The sequence below is a fragment of the Neiella marina genome, from assembly GCF_002165625.1.
Taxonomy (GTDB): Bacteria; Pseudomonadota; Gammaproteobacteria; order Enterobacterales; family Neiellaceae; genus Neiella; species Neiella marina.
The window spans coordinates 19,000-40,061 of sequence record NZ_NGNS01000019.1; the positions used below are offsets into that span (position 1 = coordinate 19,000).

18 protein-coding genes are annotated in these 21,062 nt (G+C 47.4%); 14 read left to right on the forward strand and 4 right to left on the reverse strand.

Annotation, left to right across the window (positions count from 1 at the left end):
* Positions 1-73 precede the first annotated feature (73 nt).
* The 6 genes from CBE68_RS13750 (at position 74) to CBE68_RS13775 (ending at position 6,743) form a co-directional block, all read left to right on the forward strand.
* Complete coding sequence (locus CBE68_RS13750) at positions 74-1,639, forward strand: ArnT family glycosyltransferase (RefSeq protein WP_087506683.1); 1,566 nt, start codon at positions 74-76, stop codon at positions 1,637-1,639.
* Positions 1,640-1,672: 33 nt separating this feature from the next.
* Complete coding sequence (locus CBE68_RS13755) at positions 1,673-2,839, forward strand: glycosyltransferase family 4 protein (RefSeq protein WP_087506684.1); 1,167 nt, start codon at positions 1,673-1,675, stop codon at positions 2,837-2,839.
* On the forward strand, positions 2,820-4,106 hold the full coding sequence (locus CBE68_RS13760; RefSeq protein ID WP_158100608.1) for a right-handed parallel beta-helix repeat-containing protein: 1,287 nt from the start codon (positions 2,820-2,822) through the stop codon (positions 4,104-4,106). Before CBE68_RS13755 ends, CBE68_RS13760 begins: the two co-directional genes overlap by 20 nt.
* Before the next feature lie 28 nt (positions 4,107-4,134).
* On the forward strand, positions 4,135-4,944 hold the full coding sequence (locus tag CBE68_RS13765; protein WP_087506686.1) for a hypothetical protein: 810 nt from the start codon (positions 4,135-4,137) through the stop codon (positions 4,942-4,944).
* Between the two features lie 111 nt (positions 4,945-5,055).
* Positions 5,056-5,859, forward strand: coding sequence for a glycosyltransferase family 25 protein (locus CBE68_RS13770; protein ID WP_158100609.1), 804 nt, complete (start codon positions 5,056-5,058; stop codon positions 5,857-5,859).
* A 59-nt stretch (positions 5,860-5,918) separates the two neighbouring features.
* Positions 5,919-6,743, forward strand: coding sequence for a hypothetical protein (locus CBE68_RS13775; protein WP_143824569.1), 825 nt, complete (start codon positions 5,919-5,921; stop codon positions 6,741-6,743).
* Between the two features lie 32 nt (positions 6,744-6,775).
* Here the strand turns inward: CBE68_RS13775 and CBE68_RS13780 are convergent, their stop codons facing one another.
* The 3 genes from CBE68_RS13780 to CBE68_RS13790 form a co-directional block, all read right to left on the reverse strand.
* Positions 6,776-7,879 carry a glycosyltransferase gene (locus CBE68_RS13780; RefSeq protein ID WP_229744761.1) on the reverse strand — a complete coding sequence of 368 codons (1,104 nt, stop codon included), beginning with the start codon at positions 7,877-7,879 and terminating at the stop codon, positions 6,776-6,778.
* A gap of 73 nt (positions 7,880-7,952) precedes the next feature.
* Positions 7,953-9,170, reverse strand: a complete 1,218-nt coding sequence (locus tag CBE68_RS13785) for a hypothetical protein (protein WP_087506690.1) — start codon at positions 9,168-9,170, stop codon at positions 7,953-7,955.
* A 13-nt stretch (positions 9,171-9,183) separates the two neighbouring features.
* The gene (locus CBE68_RS13790; RefSeq protein ID WP_143824570.1) at positions 9,184-10,068 is read right to left on the reverse strand and encodes a glycosyltransferase family A protein; all 885 of its coding nucleotides are present in this window, start codon (positions 10,066-10,068) and stop codon (positions 9,184-9,186) included.
* 255 nt (positions 10,069-10,323) lie between these two features.
* Between CBE68_RS13790 and CBE68_RS13795 the strand changes: the two genes are divergently transcribed.
* From CBE68_RS13795 to CBE68_RS13830, 8 genes are all read left to right on the forward strand, one after another.
* Positions 10,324-11,424, forward strand: a complete 1,101-nt coding sequence (locus CBE68_RS13795) for a glycosyltransferase family 4 protein (RefSeq protein ID WP_087506692.1) — start codon at positions 10,324-10,326, stop codon at positions 11,422-11,424.
* Positions 11,425-11,539: 115 nt separating this feature from the next.
* Positions 11,540-13,123, forward strand: coding sequence for a glycosyltransferase family 39 protein (locus CBE68_RS13800; RefSeq protein ID WP_087506693.1), 1,584 nt, complete (start codon positions 11,540-11,542; stop codon positions 13,121-13,123).
* Positions 13,120-14,088: a glycosyltransferase family 2 protein gene (locus tag CBE68_RS13805; protein ID WP_087506694.1), complete on the forward strand. Its 969-nt coding sequence runs from the start codon at positions 13,120-13,122 to the stop codon at positions 14,086-14,088. Before CBE68_RS13800 ends, CBE68_RS13805 begins: the two co-directional genes overlap by 4 nt.
* A gap of 14 nt (positions 14,089-14,102) precedes the next feature.
* The gene (locus CBE68_RS13810; protein WP_143824572.1) at positions 14,103-15,983 is read left to right on the forward strand and encodes a hypothetical protein; all 1,881 of its coding nucleotides are present in this window, start codon (positions 14,103-14,105) and stop codon (positions 15,981-15,983) included.
* Positions 15,984-16,020: 37 nt separating this feature from the next.
* Positions 16,021-17,265: a glycosyltransferase family 4 protein gene (locus tag CBE68_RS13815; protein ID WP_229744758.1), complete on the forward strand. Its 1,245-nt coding sequence runs from the start codon at positions 16,021-16,023 to the stop codon at positions 17,263-17,265.
* Positions 17,255-18,106, forward strand: a complete 852-nt coding sequence (locus CBE68_RS13820; RefSeq protein ID WP_087506697.1) for a glycosyltransferase family 2 protein — start codon at positions 17,255-17,257, stop codon at positions 18,104-18,106. The genes CBE68_RS13815 and CBE68_RS13820 overlap by 11 nt, the downstream gene beginning before the upstream one ends.
* Before the next feature lie 4 nt (positions 18,107-18,110).
* The gene (locus tag CBE68_RS13825; protein WP_143824573.1) at positions 18,111-19,172 is read left to right on the forward strand and encodes a glycosyltransferase family 4 protein; all 1,062 of its coding nucleotides are present in this window, start codon (positions 18,111-18,113) and stop codon (positions 19,170-19,172) included.
* Complete coding sequence (locus tag CBE68_RS13830; protein ID WP_158100611.1) at positions 19,169-20,041, forward strand: glycosyltransferase family 2 protein; 873 nt, start codon at positions 19,169-19,171, stop codon at positions 20,039-20,041. Before CBE68_RS13825 ends, CBE68_RS13830 begins: the two co-directional genes overlap by 4 nt.
* On the opposite strand, the gene CBE68_RS13835 is transcribed toward CBE68_RS13830, so the two are convergent.
* Positions 20,042-20,971, reverse strand: a complete 930-nt coding sequence (locus tag CBE68_RS13835) for a glycosyltransferase (protein WP_087506699.1) — start codon at positions 20,969-20,971, stop codon at positions 20,042-20,044.
* Positions 20,972-21,062 lie beyond the last annotated feature (91 nt).

Genomic DNA, 21,062 nt, shown 5'->3' on the forward strand with positions numbered 1-21,062 from the left:
CCGCTACCGAACGATAGACAAAGACGTTCGAGTGGCAGACCTTTTTCATGGATTAGAAGTGAATGAGCACAGCATGAGTCGAGATAAGTTAATCCCTATTCGCGGTCTTTTTCTGCTGTTGTTACTTATTGTCTATGTTGCGATCCCCAATGACAGGCCTGACTTTACTCGCTTTAACGCCCACGATAGTGAAAGCTATCTGGCGCTAAGTTATAACCTTGCCCATGGCAATGGTTACACTCGTAACCTTGATGGCGCTTATGTCACTCATACCCTGTGGCCGCCGGGTATGGCAATGTTGTTAATGCCGTCAGTGGTGCTGAGTGGTGATAACATCAACTGGTTCTTAGTGAAGTTCACCATGATGTTGGTAGGGCTGGTGGGAATCGTCTTTTCGTGGCTCTACATTCGGCGACTATCTGGCAGCACTCGGCTGGCTGATATTGGCACCCTAGTGATTGCACTCAATCCCTATTACTGGCATTTCAGCCACGTTGCGATGGCTGAGATCCCGGTTTTTGTCTGGTGTGTCATGGCACTTTATTTGGCTGACCGGTTAATGGATAAACCGATTCGCAATCTTGGTTTATTCCTACTGGGATTGGTTACCGGTGCTGGCGTGTTGCTCAAAGGCATGGTTCTGGGGTTAGTGTTTTTGCCACTCAGTCGTTTACCAGTGCTGTCCCGTTGGCGGATTGATTTCAGCCAGTTGCTGAAATGCAGCGTGTTCGCACTGGGGTTCATTGTGGTGTTTGCCTCTTGGGGCGTGCGCAACAGCCAGTATGATCGCCATGGTTTGGGTTTGGATGGGGTGAACCAAGTCCAAATGATGATTAAAGAGGTGGTTGAAGATCCGCAAAGTCCCTACAAGTCGCCTGCAGCAATTATCAACACAGTGAAAGAAAACCTGTTTTGGTACGGCATTTATCACCTGCCGAACCAAATGATACCCGGGCTTTGGTTGCTGGATATAGAACAGCGGCCGATGAGTGCGGCTATCGGCCTAGCGCTATCGGCGATCATCTTGTTTTTGTTAATTCCTCGACGGCAACGACTTGTGCCGCTGTTTTTACTCATCAGCTCGATGGTTTTTATGGTGGCACTGATCGAAATTGGTGGCTCGGAGCGCTATTGGTTTGCTATCAGTATGCTGGCTTTGGTGATGGTGTTTTGCCAACTTAATCGGGTGGGGCTGTTACTCAAGCGATTTCAGCTAAGGAGGCAAATGGCGGTTAACAGCGTGGCTGTAGTCGTTAGTTGTTTGTCCTTGGCGCTATACATTAATAAGCATGAAGCAATGCCGTACAACTCGACCGATGCATGGCCGCAGCTGGCACAGATCTATGAAGCCAACCGAGGCCTCTGTAATGATGATTCTGAACCGCAAATTGCGTCGGTATATACCAAAAATGTTCATGCCTTCCGTCTCATTAGTGGGTGCCCCGCTAGTATGACGGTGCCAGGTATCGGTTATCAGCCCAAGTACTCTCACGCCATACTGGACAAGCGTGCGTTGCAAGCGAATGTTGCAGATTTAACGCAGTTTGATGAAAACGACGTGTGGATTTTTGTGGCATTGCCAAAACCGCTGTCTGAAGCTGAGATCAAGCAATCATATTATGGCTCTTCAGGCGTCTAGAACGACTGAAAACAACTGTTAGAAGCTACCAAAATGAAACAAAAAACACTGGTCGTCACTGAAAATTTTCCACCCTTAGCTGGGGGGAGCGGTCGCTGGTTTTACGAGTTGTATTCGCGTTTACCAAGCGAACAGTACGTTGTTGTGACCAATCAAGTGGAAGGCTCGCAAGATTTTGACCAAGCTCAGGATTTTGTTATTGAACGAATGCCATTAAGCAGCCCTGAATGGGGGATAAAAAGTTTACAGGGCCTCAAGTTCTATTGGCGTACCGTTTGGACCCTAAGGCGCTTAGTGAAGCGCCATGGAATTACTCACGTTCATTGTGGCCGGGTCATTCACGAAGGTGTTTCTGCTTGGCTGTTAAGCCTTATCTGCAACATCAAATATTTGTGTTTTGTTCATGGTGAAGATGTTGAAACCGCAGCGACGAGCAGGGAACATGATTTGCTGGTTAAGCAGGTGTGCGGTAAGGCTGAACAAATCATTTGTAACAGCCACAACAGCGCTAGTATCGTCAACCGGCTCAATTACGCTGGTGATGACAAAATTCAAGTGCTTCATCCTGGTGTTGATTGTCAGCGCTTTGTGCCCGCAGCCGAGGATCCTGAGTTTAAACAAGCCATGGGCTGGACTCACAAGCAAGTGATAATCACCGTTGGCCGCCTGCAGCAGCGCAAAGGCCAAGACATGATGATTCGAGCGGTTGCCAAGCTTAAAGATCAATTTCCCAATATTCTCTATGCCATCATCGGTCGTGGAGAGTGCAAATCGATGCTGACAAACCTCGTTGCAGAGCTACAGCTCGAAGAGCATGTGCAACTATTAGATGAAATTTCCGATGAACAAATGATTCAGTGTTACCAACAATGCGACCTGTTCATTTTGCCTAACCGTACCATCGCCAATGATATAGAAGGGTTCGGCATGGTATTGGTCGAAGCTCAGTCTTGCGGTAAAGCAGTCATCGCTGGCGACTCAGGTGGTACCAAAGAAACCTTGCAAGAGGGGATTACTGGGCATGTTCTGGATTGCACCGATCCGGAGCTCATGGTGACCCCACTTGCGGCTTTGTTGATAGATACCGATAAGCTTCAACAGATGGGGCAACAGGGCAGACAATGGGCTGAGCAAATGTTTGATTGGCAGCCTCATGTCAGCAAGGCTCGGGCGATATTCGATGATGAACGCGCCAGTTAGTCGTTTCTGGCATTGGTTGACAACGAATCCTAGAGCAACTGGCTTGGCTGTAATTGGCGGGCTGCTTTTGCTGGCGGCCTCTGCGATCGCCGCCCACTCATTGAAATTTGATGACCATACCCCGGTTAACCGCAATGATTGGCGTTATGGCGCCGATGCCTCTCGCTCACAAGTTAAAAAGCAATTCTCGCAGCCGCAACTGATACCTCCAGAGCAATTTGACACGATAAACGTCAGCACCGCACCACAGCTAATTGCAGCGATAGCGCAAGCCAATGCCAAAGGTGGTCAAGTCGCAATATACTTGGCCTCGGGTGAGTATGTATTGGCTAAAACGTTGCACATCACCGCAGACAATGTGTGGCTCCTGTCACGGTCAACTAATCCTTATCAGGTGGTGCTTCGCGGTCTCGGGATGAAAGCGACCGAAGGGGTGCATAACCTCATCACCGTGAGTGCTGATCATTTTGCGCTTGACGGCGTTACTCTGACAGATAGCCCAAATCATCTGATACAAATTGCCGCTGAGCGCGGTGCTAGCTTTGCTGTGATGAGAAACTGCATTTTTCAGGACAGTTACGAGCAAATGATCAAGGTCAGTTACGATCAGCACAAGCGTCCAGATAAACTGTCTTACGGCGGCGTGGTCGAACATTCGATTTTTCAGTATACCCAAGGTATTGCACCCAATTTTTATACTGGTGGCATTGATGCCCTAGGCGCGCTCCAGTGGCGAGTTGAAGACAATGTGTTTCGAGATATCGCTAGCCCCGATAAGCACATTGCCCAGCATGCGATTCATTTTTGGGTCAATAGCGCCGACAACCTGATACGCAATAATTTGTTGATCGACAATGATAGAGGCATTGGCTTTGGCATGGTGCAATCGCAACGCCGGACCGATACATTAAAGTATTTTAATCAGGGCGGGCGAATTGAAGGCAATCTGATTTATCATGCTGATAACGGTGACCCATATGGCGATACTGGGATTGTTCTTGAGGCCAGCCCTGACACGGTAATCAGCAACAATACTATAGTGCTAGAGCATTCATACCCGAGAGCCATCGAGTATCGCTTTGTTGAAACTCAGAATGTCCTAGTAGCTGACAATGCCGCCAACAAAATGATTCGATCGCGAAATGGCGGTCAAGCCCGACTGGTCAATAATACTGAGAATCTGACCGACGCTGATTTTGCCGAGCAGCTGCAATTGCATTTGTCCCGGCTGAATATTGAGACGCTGTACCAGCCGATAGAGCTTTGAACGGTGTTGAATTGGAAGTGAGTTGTAGATGTTGAAACGAATAATAGCCTGGGGCTTGGTGTCAGCAGGTCTAGTGCTGACAGTGATTAATCTGTACGGGTTGAGTCAATCAATCCGGCCGGCAGGGCTTTGGGATGAGCCGACTCGCTTTGCTAATGATTATTCGATTTCCTACGAGGAGGCATTAGCGCAGCTCCAGCGCTTGTCTGACGAATCTGAACTGCAGTTTGCCCAACGCGCAACTCATGTCATTGCCCAAAGCATTACCCATATTCACTGGAGCGAAGAACCCGACGCCACTCGGTTCAATCAACTCATTCCCATTTGGGAAAACTACTTTCTCTATTTTATGGGGCTGTGGTCGGGGATGCCGGAATTTCAGAAATATCATTACACCGATTATCGCCGGAGCCTGAAGCGTGGTATCGGGTTGTGTGGCGATACCTCGATGATTCTTAATCAGGTACTCACTGAAAATGGTATCGAGAGTGATATCTTGGTGTTTCCGCTCCACGTCATTGTGCAGGCAGATGTCGATGGCCAGCAGCGCTTGTTTGATGCTGACTACGGCGTCTCGATACCGTTTGATGCCGATCAAGCTCAGTTGAATCGACCACAGATTGCTGAACTTTATCGGCAACATGGCTACACGCCAGATGATGAAGCGCTGGTGGATAAGATTTTTAGTCGCCATGGCGTCGCATTTGATGATGTAAAGGCTTTTGTGACCAAAAAATATTACTTTGAGCGACTCACTTACGCGCTTAAATGGCCATTACCGCTGCTCATGCTGCTCGTTGGTTGGCTGCTGTTGCGACGGTGGCAAACAAAAGGCTGAAGTTTCGCTGGTATCTGTGGCCATAGTCAGGCAACTTAGCGGGTTAAGTTTTTGCTGCTCGTGAGCATTGAATGTAGTGCTTAAGCGACTAATCAAGGGAGATGAATGGTGATGCGACATAAAGTTTTTGTTGTAAACCTCAAACAAAGTACCGAAAGGATGCAGCGAATCGCTGAAAACCTTAATCGACTCAAGGTCCCGTTTGAGCGCTTTGATGCCGTTTATGGCAAAGATCTCCCTGACTACACCGCAGCGTTTGATACCAAGCGTTTTAAGATGGAAACGCTGCATGATTTAGTGCCAGGAGAAGCCGGTTGTGCGTTGTCGCATATCTACATTTGGCAAAAAATGGTTGCTGAAAATATTCCATACGCCATTGTCATTGAAGATGATGCTGTCGTGCCTGATAGTTTTAGCGAGTTTCTAACACTCGATTTTGACGAACTGGGATTCGATTATTTGAAGCTCGATTACCCATTGAAGGAGCAAACGGCTCAGCAATTGGATTCGGTGCGTCTGCCAGCTGTGGTAGAAAATCGGCGTTTTTTAGGACGCCAACAACAGCAGTCTTTTTGTGCCTATGAGTGTGATCCTGTGCCATTTCTTACTGCGGGCTATTTGATTTCGCTGCAAGGCGCAAAAACCTTTCTGCGTTCAAGTACTAACATGTATTACCCTGTTGATTTGCTGCCGCTTTACACGCTCGGTTATAGCAAACAAGGGTTTATTGCTCCGGCTGTCGTCGATCACGCGGATGATTTCGATAGTATGATTCCGAACAGAGATTTTAACGTCGACAAGCAGTGGAACCTTGTCGAATATGGGGCGCACAAACTGTTCAATAAAGCGCGTGCAAGAAAACTCAATGTTGCAGCACGATTTCTTTATCGAAAGGTATTTGGCAGCGGCTCCTAGTTGCGTCATCACCAAACATATTCTGGCAGAAACGGGTTGTAATGGAGCCTTCAATTAAAATGGAAAAAGCCAAAACCGAAACCACAACAAAGAATTTGGTGTTTTCTTCTGTCGGCGATAAGTCGAATGTCAAACAGTGGCTTGAAGGTGAGCGGAATTTTGACCTGTTTGTTTGCTACTACGGTGATAATGAATGCGCAGTTAAAGAGCAGGCAGATTATTACCTCGAACGTAAAGGGGGTAAGTTTCCCAATTTAAAACACGTATTCGATCATCATCGAGAGATCTTCGATCGCTACGATGCCATTTACGTTAGCGATGACGATATAGGCATCACTACAGCCGAGATTAATCAGCTGTTTAGTATTCGCCAAGAGTTTGATCTTTGGGTATTGCAACCGGCCTTTAGTTTGTTCGGCAAAATTAGTCACAGTATCACCAAGCGCCAGCCAACGAATTACATTCGCTACACCAACTTTCTTGAAGTGACTTGCCCATTGTTTCGTACAGATAAATTGACCGAGTTCCTCGATGTTTATGACCCGAATCTGATCGGCTATGGGGTCGACTGGTGGTTTTTACATACGCTCGGCTACAACTTGGACAAACGAGTTGCCATCGTCGATGCCATATCGTGCCTTAATCCGCGCGATGACGTCAAAGGTGGTACTCGCGAAATCGCCAGCTTGCAAAGTAACCACAAACGAATGAAAGAATGGGACAGGGTCAGCGATACGTACGATATTAAAGAGTGGCCGAAACAAACTCTTGGGGTGGTCAAATTGCCACTAGCTCAGCAATTGCAAGCTATCCGCCAGTGGTGGCCAGAGTACTATCAAATCAAGATTATCAATCGCATCAAACGTAAGCTAAATCTAGGTTAACTCACTCATCTAACTCGGATCATCCTCGGCTGTCACTGGCGGTATAGTTCAGCAAGCTTTTCAAAGTAGCTAACTGGGTCTGACAACCGCTCGGCATATTCCCTTGCTCGCAGCCCAACTTGTAGCCGATCAGCTGTCATGGCTTGCTGAAAGGTGGCCATTAGCTCTGGCTCTTGGTTGGCATCAACGACCCAGCCGGAGCGGCCATCATCCACAGTCTCAGGTAACCCACCGACAGCATTAACAATAGCAGGGGTGTAATGCATCGCTGCCTCAAGTGGAATCAGCCCTAAAGGCTCTTCTTTTGACAACATAACGATGGCATCACAGGCATAGTAAAAACTGCTGACATCTTCGAGAAAACCAACAAAGGTGACTTGTTGCTGTAAGCCAAGTGACGTCACAAGGGCTTGGCATTGATGGAGATAGTCTTGTGACTCCGATGGATCCTTGCCGGCAATTAGCAGTCGCCAGTTTTGATGCGGTAGTTTGCTCAGCGCAGAGATGGTTTCAAGTACGCCTTTCACCGGCGCTACTTGGCCAATATAGCCAAAGGTAAAGAGTTCAGGATCAATGGCTAACTGATTCTTCGATGCTGCCACTTGTGCTGATAAGGCCGCAGGATCCAGAGCTTGTCGAGCATTCACCGGATCGATGAGGGTACTGACTTGAACATTTAGCGAGTCGTTGAAAACACTTAGGTATTCGCGATTGATATGGCGAGAGATGCAGATAATGTGGTCTGGTTGTGATTTAAGCCACCAACGGCTGCCATTGTTGACCGGATCCCGCAAATGACAGAAGGTTTTGATCTTGAGAAATTTGGCGACCTTAGCGACTGCGGGGTAACTCCATATTTGATTACTATGGATTGCGCTGATGCGATGCCGGCGAAATATTTGGGCTAACTTCACTTGCTGACCAAGCCAAGCAAGCAGGTTTTTGCCAAACGATGGCGATAAATCAACTGAGTAATGGGTAATGCCTTGCGCTTTCGCCCATTGCTTTAATGGCGAGCTTGCTGGGGTAATAAGAACTGGCGACACGCCATAGCGTTGACATTGTGACAAGATCAGTTGCAGGCACCTTTCTGAACCACTAACAAAAGGCGCAACCGCCACATAAGCCACATTCATTGATTTCACCCTTTCTCTCATTCAAATCACAGCCAATGGTTTAACTAATCTTCTGATTAAATTGCTAATTTTTCTATGGAATCAAATTGAAGGTGGTGTATGCAAACAATCCCTGCCAGATGATCACGGGCACTGAGAATGCCAAGCAGTAGCCAGTTTTCAACTGCTTAAACAGCTGCATGATCAGAATAATCAGCGCAAATGAATAGTGACCAGTGAACAGTATGTATTCATCGCCCCAAACATTGTGAAAAATGGCATTGAATCCGATCCATGCCACCAGTATCTGAATCAGCATATGCTCTTTGCGCCAGTGGCTGATGATGCCATAACCGATACCTGTTAACACAACGGCTGACGGTATAAGGTACCAGTCAAAGAAATCCGCTAGAGCAATTGGTTCTAGTGTGATGTGGCCAGAACGACTGAGTTCGGGCAGTGGTGCAACGATTGGGTATACCCATGAAGCCAAGCAATAGACCAAAGCCGATGGCAGCTCATTGAACAGCCGAAAATTAAAGAACTTCAAAAACAGGAACTGGTTTGGGTCGGCTTCTCGGGTGTACAGATAAAACAGATAACCACCCACAACTGGGGCCAGCAAAAACGCAACAATGAACAGCCGATTGAATACCGCTTTGAATTGAAAATGTCGGGCCACAATGAAGTAGCCTAATAGCCCAGCAAATGCCGCGTTTGAGGTCGTTGTACCGGCGATAAATATGCCCAAAATCACAGCGACAACTAACAGTACAATGAGTTTGTCGATACAAATGAACGATAGTATTGCGGTGATCATCAGCAGGTAAGACTGACTAAAATGATCCGGTGCAGACATAATTAAACTGCTAGTGGACAGCAGGTGAACCACATTCAACAACCAGACTTTGCTTAGGTTTTGTAGTGTTCGTAGTGCGAACCAAGATACCGCAGTAAAAGCGAGCGACAGGGTGATGATGTTGAACATAACGGCAGCTTTAACCGCTTGCTCATGAGGGCTGCCATCGAACAAAGGAAATAGCACGCGAGTCAGCGGAACCCACGTATGCATTCTTAGTAAGTGCTTACTATTTAATTCTTGGTAGCCAAGATTGCCAAGCTTATGGACGTACTGGTAGACATCGATGTTGAAAACTAAGTCAGGTTGCTCAATACCCGCCGCTCCAGGTTGCATTTTCAGTAACCAAGCGAAGGTTAGATAGATTGCGGCGGCAATGAAGAAGGAAACAACCAGATTGAGCCGAGCGGGAGTAACTGCTGTTGTTAGCTTTGTTGTGTTGACACTTTCCATGTGGCGCTACTTCCTAACTCTGTGCTTTCAATTCTGCTTGCCGATGTTTAGTGAGTAATTTGGAGAGTCGCTTGCGGACCAACCACCTTTTGATGAACTGGATTTCACTCGCATCTGTGGCGAAATTCTCATCAATTTGTTGATTGATCACGTGCATGTTGGCAGGCCATTGTTCTAGGGGTAGGGCGTCAAGATACTTTTCTTGAATTTTGCCAAGCTCATATCGGGCAATGCGGTTGATATAAATTGAAATTTCGTTCGCTGAAAAAGGCGACAGTTTCTCAAAACGATAACCGACGCCGTCCAAATAAGTGACTCGATTAGGCAGGTTGTCAACGCCAAAGGATAAGTCGGTATTGATCGCTTTTGTAAGAAATGAGTCGATCCAGTTGAGTCCCATCGGCAGGCGGAACGGACACGATTGAATGCGTTCTATGGCGCTGTGCTTCAAGCCATATAAATTGCCGAAAAAGCACGAGCGCTCCTTCACCAAACTTTCGTAGAAAGCTCTGTTTCTACCCGACAACGGCATGCCCGCAATCGTTACTGTCTGTGCTCCTGTTGCCATCAAATGGTTGGCCATTTGGTCAAAGCACTGATCAGAAAAATTGACGTCGGCATCAACAAAAAAATGGACGTCAGCGGCGGGATTAAGTTGATGCATGTAGTGGTTCCAAGCATTGCATTTGTCGCCGATTGCTAACTCGACAACTTGCATCTTGGCAAAGCTCTGTTGCTTGATTTGGTTTGCGATGGCGACGGTATCATCGTTACAGCCGTTGGCAATTAGATAGAAAGTATTCAGAGCCTCAGAAGTTTGCTCTAACACACTCATAATTGACGTTTTAATATTGTCTTGTTCGTTATGAGCGAACATGCAAACGTTGTACTGTGCCACGCGTCTTCTCCTGGCGTATTGGTTATTCTCCTGCAAAGTCCGTTTTACCGCTTTTTGGCAGGTAGGATGTTATTTGTACCATGACAAAGCAGTGGATAGTAGTCGTGGTTTACTTTCAACAAAGGTTCCAGAGCTGGCTTGACATCAATTGGCCAATGTAGCAACTTCGATGCTTGTCGCTCGACAAGCTGACTGATTTTCATCGGTTTAGTCGTTGATCATTGCAAGTACATGGAACAGTGGTAGTTAAATAACGTGAAGCAAACTAAAACAGTTGGAGTGACAGATTGGCACGGTTTATACGACGAAATTGCCACTTATCCGTTGCAAGGGCTGAGCTACCAGAAAATTCCAATCACCCGAAAAGGCTCCCCTTGGCTGCGTAGTCCAGTTGCTGGGTTTATGAGCAAGTATGATTTCAGCGGCATTGATGTTGTTGAATCTGTGATTAATTTGGTAGATACCAAATTGCCCTGGATCCATTCACTGGCTTGTTTGCAAGAGTCGGTTTCCTTCAACTGGCTCGGGGTGCCTTTGCCAAAGCAACTTCGTATTGCCTATGCCTCCTATTTATTCTCTCGGCCAAATTGTCGGGCTTTGTTGTTTTGGAGTCAGAGCGGCTTGGACACAGTGAAGAGTTACGGCGAACTCAATCGAGGTGTCATTGTTGATAAAGCGCGAGTGGTGTATCCCTGTATTCGTCATGTGAGCACGGAAGATTTTTCCGCCAAACCAACGGATAGCATCAACATTTTATTCAGTGGCGACTTTTTTCGTAAAGGTGGAGTGAACGTCGTTGATGCCTTTGAAGCGGTGCAGAAAGACTTTCCAAATGCTCGGCTTCGAATGTGTTGTGACTTCAATATGGATTTCAAAACCGACAATGTCGCAATGCGTCAGCGTTACATCGACAAAATCCAAACTAACCCAGCTATCGTTCATGGTCGGGTTGCGCGCGACGAGATGATGAATCAAATCTTGCCGCAAACTCATATTTATTTGTTACCTACCTATAGTGAGGCTTTTGGTTATGCAGTGCTGGAAGCCATGGCATATGGTATCCCTGTGATTGCTACCGACCATATGGCGATTCCTGAATTGATTGAACATCGAGAGAGCGGCATGTTGATTGGTATTCAACACCACGACTACAGAAAGCACTTTCGAGGTTACGCCGTGAATGAAATTCCTGCAGATTTTCGCAATCACGTGACTGGCAAGTTGACGGAGTATTTGGGAACCTTACTAGGCGATAAGGCACTCAGAGAGAAAATTGGAGCCAATGGTCAGCAGCTAGCGAGAACAAAATTCTCGGTTGAACAGCGCAATCGCATCATGGCAGATATTTACCCATAAGTGCCAGATTGATGAAGCTGGTAGCCATCTGAACGCTATCTGCTTAGAATGGTGGCACTGCGCAAAGCATAACCAAACAACAAAACCGCCACAGGCAGTTTGGTAGGGATTATTGATGAGAAGGATTCTGGTTGGAGCAGATGTTGCTCTGGTCATCTTGATGTGTTTTGGGTTCGGTTCGCTGAGCTACTTGGGCTATCGTGGTTACGATGATTTCCACTACGTCTATGCAGCACTGACCTTACTCGAAACGGGTCAGCCAGTTGTGACCGATCACTGGTCGATTCGTTTTCCTCATGTTTTCGCGTTATTCACCAGCCTGAACTCATTCGGGGTATCTGAGTGGGCACTCACTGTGCCGCCATTTATCGGCTATGTCTGCTCTGCTGTGGCTACTTATTTCGGCGTTCGTCACTTTTGGCAGCGAGGCTACGGATTGCTCGCAGCCGGATTGTTCGCTTCGACCTCATTATTTGCCGTGTTATCGAATGTACCATTCGTGTTGTTTACTCAGTTAACTCTTATTGTGGTGGGTTTTTGGCTGCTGATTTGGGCCAATGAGAGCAATCGATTGTGGCTCAATGTTGTTGCTGGTATTCCTATCGGCCTGGCAATACTGGCCCATTTGACGTCAGCGGCTGTGGTTATTTCAACAACCATCATCGCACTGTTGATCTATAAAAATTGGCGAGCTTGGCTGCTCTGTGCACTGGGCGCAGCTGCGATTGGCTTGGCTGACATGAGTTATTTTTCTGTGACTCAGGGAGAGCCTTTATATCGAATCAAGATAGCGTCGAATCATGCCACAATTACCAAGCATAACTTTGGTAATGAAAACAAACTCACTACCAAAACGCAGCAGGTGGTTTCTGAGCTAAAACCGGTCAGTTCAAAGAGCTTCTTCAAATTCATTACTGACTCTGAACGCTATTGGGAGCATGTACCAGTCAATATTCATTGGACAGTCAATCCCTACATTGTGTTTCTATTACACTACGATTTAGCAATTTACAGTCTGGCGTTTATCGTCATCTTGCTGTTAACTGCCAGCGCCCAAACGAGACCATTTTCCGCTGCTCAAAAACGCATTCTTCTGGCGTTGCTGACTACGGCCGTGGTTTGGCTTATCTGTGCCAATTACATTTTCTCAATTCGACCGCATCCGCGATATTTTGGGCCGGTGGCTTATGGTATCGCTATTGCTCTTGCTGTGTATGGTGCTCGCCTTTGGCAGCAGGGGGCGCCTTGGTTGAGACATGTTGTTGTTGTCATAGGAGTAGGGGCGTTGGTGATGAATGTGCTATTGATTGATATGCGTGAGTCCAACCATACTGAACATCGCCACCTCGCTGCCTATATGGCAGATAATCCAACGGCTCAGATTGTTGTTCCTGAAGGATTTCAAGGGCGATTGTTCGACCGAATCTATGGTATGGATGCGACCAATTTACAGTTGCCAGAGCAGGCGACCAGCAGCTCATTATGGCTAGTTGCACGCAATTACCCGTTGGCGAAGCCATTCTCAGATAGTTGTGAACAGTGGGCGTCAGAATCTCGCATCACCATGATTGGCAGATTCTTGCAACTACTTGGCATTGACGCTCTGGTACCTGAACATATAAGAAGAAAATTTATTAGTCCCGAGCAAACCATCCGCTTGGTGCGTTCTTGCGATCAAACAATGGAAGTCTCTCCATGAAACTGATTATCCAAATTCCTTGCTATAACGAAGCGGAAACGCTGCCCGAAACTTATGCCGATTTGCCCAAGCAAATAGACGGCATTGATGTCATTGAGACATTGATTGTCGACGATGGCAGTCAAGACGGCACGTCTGAGGTGGCCCGTGAGCTGGGAATTACACACGTGATTCGCAACAAGAATAACAAAGGGTTGGCAAGGACCTTCCGAATTGCTCTCGAAGAATCGATTAAGGCGGGGGCTGATATCATCGTAAATACCGATGGTGACAACCAGTACAACGGCGCCGATATCGCTAAGTTGGTGAAACCGATACTCGCAGGCGAAGCGGATATTGTTGTTGGCGATCGGGAAACCCACAAAATTGAGCATTTTTCACCGTTTAAAAAGCTACTGCAATACTTAGGCAGTGCAGTGGTGCGGCGGCTATCTGGGACTAGCGTGCCAGATACGGTTTCCGGTTTTAGGGCCATTAGTCGCGAAGCGGCAATAAAAACCAACATCGTTTCGCCATTCAGCTATACCATCGAAACCATCATTCAAGCTGGCAAAAAGCACATGGCGATCACTTCGGTACCGGTAGGGACGAATCCTAAAACCCGTGAGAGCCGATTGTTCACCAGTATTCCTAAATTCGTCCAGCGTCAGCTTTCTGCCATGGTGCGGATGTATGCCATGTACCAGCCGATGCGTTTCTTCTTTTACATCGGTATTGTTATGGGAGTGATTGGCGCCATTCCGATCATTCGCTTTTTGTATAAGTACTTCATTGGCCAAGGCGACGGTCACATCCAGTCGCTGGTCTTGGGGGGCTCATTCTTGCTAATGGGGTTCTTGGCTATTCTGGTTGGTTTGCTATCAGACCTGATATCTCACAATCGACAGATGATTGAAACGATTCTCGAGAAGACTCGAGCGCTCGAGCTTGAACTAATGAAGTATAAGCAAGACAAAAAAGAATAACGGGCGCTGCTGTTGTGAGTCGATTCTCTTTACCATTATGGCTCGTTGTTCTGACGAGCCTTGGATGCAGTTCGACACCGACAGTGCCAGACAGCCAAGAGCCTGCTGCGCCATCAGCGCCCAAGGCTATCATCGCGCCAGAACCAACAGAACAAAGTCGCTTTTATCGGCCGCCAAAACTCAGTCGTCAACAACTCAAGTTAAAGATTACTGAGCAGCAAGAGCTTTTGGCGACCTTGTTGCAGCGCTATACCGACCAACATCCAGAAGTTGTTACTGCTGTTCGAAAGCTCAATTCATTGCAGTCGCAACTTCAGCGCCATCACCCAGAGGCAGCTCAACAAGCGATAACTGAGGCCGACCACAAGGCTGCTCATCCAAGCCCGCTACAGCCGTGGCGGCCGCAAATTCTTGATTCTGAGCAGCATTACTTACCCGATTTTTCTTACGCAGGATATCGTTGGGGCGAACAACAACCTCGGCTGACTGGGGCTACGATTGTCGATGTGACTGAATTCGGCGTTGTTGCCAGCGATGAGCAAGACGACAGTGTGGCGATGTTAGCGGCTCTGGAACATGCTCATGAGGTGAGTGGTCCGGTGATTGTTCAGTTACCTCAGGGGCGAGTCGACCTATCGCGAGTTCTAGCGATTCAGCGCAGTCAAATTTTGTTGCGTGGCGCTGGCTCATCTGCAGAAACCGGAACGGAGCTATTTTTTTCTAAGCCTCTGTTGTCTGTCGCTGCAGAAGACCAGCAGCAATGGAAAATTCGACAACTAGTCGCGAACAACAAAAATGCCACCCAGAAGGGTCATTCTCCGGTTTCGTGGAAGGGTGGTTTTATCTGGACGAAGCCCCGATTAAAGCCATTTTCGACGGCGTTGGCAGTAGAGACTCTCGCTGGCAAACAAGGTCAGCATGAGCTGGAAGTCAATGACTCCAGCCTTTTCTTCGTAGGCCAAACGCTAGTCGTCGCTTGGTGTAGTTCAGGTTGCCAAAGAGCTAGTTTTGACAAGCACTTGATGGCCGGTACTCGAACTAAATTGGGAAGGGCATATGATCGGCGAGCAAATTTGGTTAACCAGTTTGTGACAGTGGAAGCCATTGATGGCAATCGTATTCGAGTAAAAGAACCTTTGCTACATCACGTCAAGCCCGAATGGCATGTTAAGTTGCGCACTGCTGAGCTGCTCGAGCAAGTTGGCTTTGAACAGTTTAGAGTGTCATTCACCAAAAGGCCGTACGCTGGTCATCACAAAGAGCCTGGTTTTAACGCCTTGTTCTTGAATCAGCTTAAACACAGTTGGGTCGATGATGTGACAACTGTCGATGCCGATAATGGTTTTGTCGTGGAACAAAGTGCTAATCTCAGCCTTAACGATATAGCTGTTATTGGTCGCGGCGGCCATTACACCATGAGTATCGCGACATCCAACTATGTGTTGACAACGAACTTCAGGTTTTTAGCTCCGGCCTTGCATTCGCCGGCGGTTGGATGGAATGCTGAGCTTAATGTTTATAGTGGCGGTATGGTCAAAAACGCAAAGTTTAATTTGCACCGTGGATTGAATCAGCAAAACCTATTTGATGATATTGAAGCTCATGTCGCCAGCACTCGTGACTTGTTTACCGAAGCGGGTGGCCGCGACTCTGGGCCTATTGCGGCAGGCTATACAACATATTGGAATGTTCGAGCGCAGGGTAATGTTAATCTACCTATTAACGTCGCAGCCCCAGGGATTCGTTTGATTGGTTTGAGCTTTTCTCAGCCGCTGAAGACGAAATCACCATTCATTGGTTACGCTGAAGGTTTAAATCATGATGGGATAGAACCTGCATCCTTATATCGTTATCTATTACAGCAGCGCTTACCTAAGCAAGCGACAGGCAACTAAAACACCACGACATGAAATGGCAAGCAGGGAAGATGTTTTGAAATTACTTTTAGTGACTTCTAATTATCCGCGTTGGGCGGGTGATTCGACTACGCCATTTGTTCACAGTTTGGCCAAAGATCTGGTTTCCAAAGGGCATCACGTGACGGTATTGGCGCCACATTTCGAGGGGGCGGCACTAAAAGAAGACTTCGATGGTGTGCACGTCCGGCGCTTTCGTTATTTTTGGCCAATCAAAGCACAAACTGTCTGCTACCAAGGCGGCGCCTTGGTCAATCTGCGTAAAAAGCCTATTGAAAAACTGAAGCTGCCGATGTTGGTGTTGGCAGAGTGTTTTGCAGTGTTCCGGTTATTGCTAACTCAACGATACGACGTTATCAATGCGCACTGGATCATACCTCAAGGGTTTGCCGCTTTAGTGTCATCTTGGCTGTTTCGAGTCCCTGTTGTGACTACCGTTCATGGTGGTGATATTTTCTCGTTAAAAGGCAAGCTGATGTTGAAGTTTAAGCGCTGGGTACTTGGGCGTTCAGCTGCAGTCAGTGTTAATTCGTCGTTTACCGAGGCGGCTGTTAACGAGCTACAAGTGAGCTCTAGCGGTATTTCTGTTCATAGAATTCCAATGGGAGTGACGGTTTCCGAACTGCCTGATCCTGAAGAAGTCTCGCAATTGCGTTTATCGCTACAAGATCATCCAGAGCGAAAGCTGTTGGTTTTCGTTGGCCGGGTCATTGAGGAAAAAGGAGTGTTTGAGGCGCTGGAAGCGACACGCTTGTTATTGGCAAAAGGGCACCAAGTTAAGCTGGTGGTCATTGGCGAAGGGCAGGATAAGGTTGAGCTGGAACAGCGCATTGAACGAGCCAATTTAGAAGCCGCAGCACAAACTCTTGGTTGGGTCGAACACAGTCAGGTGCAACATTATATGGCAGCTGCTGATGCCTTTCTGGGACCATCGAAACAGTCAGCCAATGGTTGGGTTGAAGCTCAGGGCCTGACATTTCTTGAAGCCATGGCCGCAGGCGCCGTTGTCGTTGGCTCCCGCTCGGGTGGCATTGTCGATTCGATTGAGCATGGACGTTCTGGTTATCTGTGCGAACCAGCTAGCGCAACCAGTTTAGCTGATACTTTAGAGCAAGCATTGGCGTTAGATGATGATGGTCGTCAGCGTCTGGTAGCCAATGCTAGAAGCCGAGTTGAAGCGATGTTTTCCAGAGAGATATCGGCGGCAAGATTTGAGCATCTTTTTCGCCAAGTCAGCGGAGTAACGAACGATGACCAGTAAGCACACAAATCAGCCGTTGGTCAGCGTCTATATTCCAACAAAGAACCGCCCTCAGTTGCTCAAGCGAGCTATCGATTCGGTATTGGCTCAGACTTATCCTGCCGTTGAAATTGTCATTAGTGATGATGGTTCTACGGATGATACTCCCGACTTTGTTCGGAGCTTGCAAAAGCAACATAGCAACATCGTTTACCTGCGGGAAGAACAGTCCAAAGGAGCGTGTCATGCACGAAATAAAGCGATTCGCGCGGCTTCAGGAGAATTCGTTACCGGCCTAGATGATGATGATCGCTTTGCCCCAAACCGCATTGCTAGTTTCGTAAAAGCTTGGCAGCCGGAAGTGTCGTTTCTGTGCTCGCTAAACTACATTGATGACGGCGTTAAGTTGAGGCCAAGTCACTACTACAAGAAAATCATTCGGTTTGACGACCAAGTTCGGCGAAATTACGTCGGCACTCAGATTTTTACCCATCGCCAAACTTTGTTGGACAACGGTTTGCAGTTTGATGAGCGCTATCCTGCGTGGCAAGACTACGACTTTTTTACCACCTTACTGCTTAAACTGGGACCCGCAAAGCGTGTCTACAATCGCTCTTACATTCAGCATACCGATCACGAACAAAACCGGATCACTGACCCGAGGCGGATCCGCAAGGGTTACAGTCTTTTTAGCGCCAAGTTCAAACCGCACATGACATCATCTCAACGTATTTCGTTGCTAGTTAATGCCAATATTCTTCGTGGTCATCGAATCGGCGATCGCTTCATCAAGATGTGTTGGCAAGCAGGGAACTGGTGGGATCTATTTCGCATCTATAAAAAGCAGCGGTTGAAGAGGTAGCTCAGTGAGAGTTTTGATAGTTGGCAATCGCTACTCCTCGAATATGGATGTTGGCAAAAGCCCAGAATACCGAACGTTTAAAATAGCTGGCGCTCTTGGCGAGCATGGTATTGATTGTCAGATTTGGTTAGTTAACTACAAGAATGGCGAGCATTACACCGATCCAAACGGACGATTCTTCTCACCATCGGCAAGAAATCCGAACTGGCTGAAAACTCGTCGCATATTACGACGTCAATTGAGCGATTTTAATCCCACCCACGTCTGGTTTACCAATGGCCCGATTGTTGGACTGGTGGCCTATTTGATCTGCCCAGCATTGCTTAGTAAGCCAATTATTTATGAACAACTGGACAATTACGACACTTATTTCCCGAAGTGGCTGTTGCCGTTTTCATGGATGCATCGTGCGCTCAATCGGCGAAGCATATTGTCGCTCTATGTGACCAAAGAACTGATGTCGCATGACCTCTTAAGCGGTGGCGAGCAGATGGTTTTTCCCAATGGTTTTGACCCAGCGGTGTTTAAACCGATGGAGCAAAACACTTGCCGGCAGCTGTTGGGGCTCGAAGAGCATCAGACATATGTCGGCTATGCCGGCTCCCTTGATGTCAGAGTTAATGACAATTTGCAGCAAATTTTGCAACTCAGCAAAACGCTTGAGGTTCGATTTGCGATTGCCTCCAATAGTACTCAACCGGAATGGTTAGCACAGTATCCGAATGTTGATTGGCTGGGCGGTAAATCGATTAGCGAAGTAGCAACGGTGATCAACGCCTGTGACTTGATGTTGATTCCAAACCGGCAAGATGACTTTACCCAGTATTGTTTTCCCAGCAAGCTACTCGAATACATGGGGTGTGGCACACCGTTTCTAATCACGCCGATTAACTCACTCAATGGCATGGTGCCGGAGCAATATATATCGAGTTTTGACATGCAACATTTCGTTGCCGATATTGAGCGAGCGTTGGCCAACCCTCAGTCGCCTGCGCGTAATGAAGATTTCAGTTGGCAAGGTTTGTTAGCTGGCGTTGTTCAACGTTTACAAGGAATCGAACCGTGAAGCTTTCCGTGATTATTCCAACGTTCAGAGACTGGCAACGATTGTCGTTGTGTTTGCACGCACTTGAGCAACAAAGTTGGTCAAAGAACGACTTTGAAGTCATTGTGGCAAATAATGATCCCGCCGATCATGCTCCAGATGATTTGTGCAATGACTTAACGATTCAAGTTCAAGTCATCGAGGCTCATCAAAAAGGTTCATATGCTGCTCGTAATGCCGGAGCAGCGATCGCCAGTGGTCAAATACTCTGCTTTACCGACGCTGATTGTGTGCCGAGTGTTGATTGGCTAACAAATATTGCCCGCCATTTTGCCGAATCCGATAGTTGCCAATTGCTGTTATCCGGTGATGTCGTTATGTTCAGCGAGCATCATCCTGACTACCAATACAATTTTGCTGAATCGTATGATTTCTTTTTTGGCATCTCACAAAAGGACTATGCCGCGCGTCAAGTTGCCTGCACCGCAAACTTATCGATGCATCGCGAAGTGTTCGACAGCGTCGGGGGCTATGATGGTCGTTTGTTCTCCGGTGGCGATGTGGAGTTTTGCTCCAGAGCCGTCAAGGCGGGTGCGCTGTTTCAGTTTGATCAATCTTGCTTTGTCAAACACCCCTTGCGCCATACATTTAAATCGCTATTGGTAAAATCTCGCCGAGTCATCGGTGCGCGAATTCAACGCCAAGGCTATATAAAAAGCATTGGTACTCTCATGCCGCCACTTTATCGAATCGTTAAAATTGCTCAGGTTGACACCGTTCCTTGGGGGCTTCGATTGAAAGGAATGGCCAGTACCTTTGTGATTAAAGCAGCACAAATCTCGGAGTATGTCAGTTTGTTGCTCAAGCTAAAGAAAGCAGAGAATCGATAGCTAACTGCGTTCAGCTTGTTTGACCAAACCAAGGTGGCAACGAATTTTTTGCCATGCAGCATAGGCGTTGACGTAATAGTAAACGCCTATTGCTTTGAGTCTTAATACACTACTCTGATTGTTAAATTGCTGCCAAATCACTCGTCCTTTTCGTACCGGTGGCATCAAACCCATTAAGATCCCTTGCCAGCCGACAAACTTAGCAGTGTTCGGGTCGGTATGGCGACGCGCATATGCGCCATGAGCAACGCGACGAGCTTTGGTTTCGTGTTCAATAAGTGTTGCTCTGGCTGGGTGAGCTACTTCTGCTGCTTCTGAGTACACCAGTACACCGCCTGCCGCGTGCAACCGGCGACACCACTCCTTATCGCCGCCCGATTTCAATTCATCATTGAATCGCCCGGTTTTTTCAAAAGCTGCGGCGGTCATCGAGAGGTTGGCGGTTACGGCATAATGCTGAGTTTGGACATAAGTTCGTTGCGGGAATGCTTTGATGACATCAAGGATCTCTATCGCCGTGGGTTGATTGGGGTCTGCACAAAAAATACTTACCGCTCCGCCCACTGCATCGATGCCTGGTTGGGTAAGTGTTTGTAGAGCCTGTTCTAGCCATTGGTGGCTTGGAATGCAGTCGGCATCGGTAAAAGCGTAGTAATCCGCTTTTATATTAGCGAGCGCCTTATTCCTAGCGCTGTAACTACCTGGTTTAGACTCATGGAGTAGAGTGAAATTGGCGTAGCGGCCAACTAAATGGGTTGGTGGTGTTGAGGAACCATTATCCACTGCTACGATGTGAAATCGGCTGCTATCCAGAGTTTGATTCGCTAGTGCCTCAAGGCATAGCTCTAATCGATCACCATCGTTATAAACAGGAATAATGACTGCGATTTCAACTGGCTGTGGTACAGCTAATGGTACATCGTAATGCATGGCCCAATCCTTTGGATAAAGCAATTAGTACTGCCGATTGTGGCTAGAGATGGTATCTAGAATAACAAAACCAACCGCCAAAACGAGGATT

Excerpts from the sequence above, each read along its gene's own strand:
- CBE68_RS13750 (WP_087506683.1), top strand. The coding sequence starts at position 74 with ATGAGTCGAGATAAGTTAATCCCTATTCGCGGTCTTTTTCTGCTGTTG.
- CBE68_RS13755 (WP_087506684.1), top strand. The coding sequence starts at position 1,673 with ATGAAACAAAAAACACTGGTCGTCACTGAAAATTTTCCACCCTTAGCT.
- CBE68_RS13760 (WP_158100608.1), top strand. The coding sequence starts at position 2,820 with ATGATGAACGCGCCAGTTAGTCGTTTCTGGCATTGGTTGACAACGAAT.
- CBE68_RS13765 (WP_087506686.1), top strand. The coding sequence starts at position 4,135 with ATGTTGAAACGAATAATAGCCTGGGGCTTGGTGTCAGCAGGTCTAGTG.
- CBE68_RS13770 (WP_158100609.1), top strand. The coding sequence starts at position 5,056 with ATGCGACATAAAGTTTTTGTTGTAAACCTCAAACAAAGTACCGAAAGG.
- CBE68_RS13775 (WP_143824569.1), top strand. The coding sequence starts at position 5,919 with ATGGAAAAAGCCAAAACCGAAACCACAACAAAGAATTTGGTGTTTTCT.
- CBE68_RS13780 (WP_229744761.1), bottom strand. The coding sequence starts at position 7,879 with ATGAATGTGGCTTATGTGGCGGTTGCGCCTTTTGTTAGTGGTTCAGAA.
- CBE68_RS13785 (WP_087506690.1), bottom strand. The coding sequence starts at position 9,170 with ATGGAAAGTGTCAACACAACAAAGCTAACAACAGCAGTTACTCCCGCT.
- CBE68_RS13800 (WP_087506693.1), top strand. The coding sequence starts at position 11,540 with ATGAGAAGGATTCTGGTTGGAGCAGATGTTGCTCTGGTCATCTTGATG.
- CBE68_RS13805 (WP_087506694.1), top strand. The coding sequence starts at position 13,120 with ATGAAACTGATTATCCAAATTCCTTGCTATAACGAAGCGGAAACGCTG.
- CBE68_RS13820 (WP_087506697.1), top strand. The coding sequence starts at position 17,255 with ATGACCAGTAAGCACACAAATCAGCCGTTGGTCAGCGTCTATATTCCA.
- CBE68_RS13835 (WP_087506699.1), bottom strand. The coding sequence starts at position 20,971 with ATGCATTACGATGTACCATTAGCTGTACCACAGCCAGTTGAAATCGCA.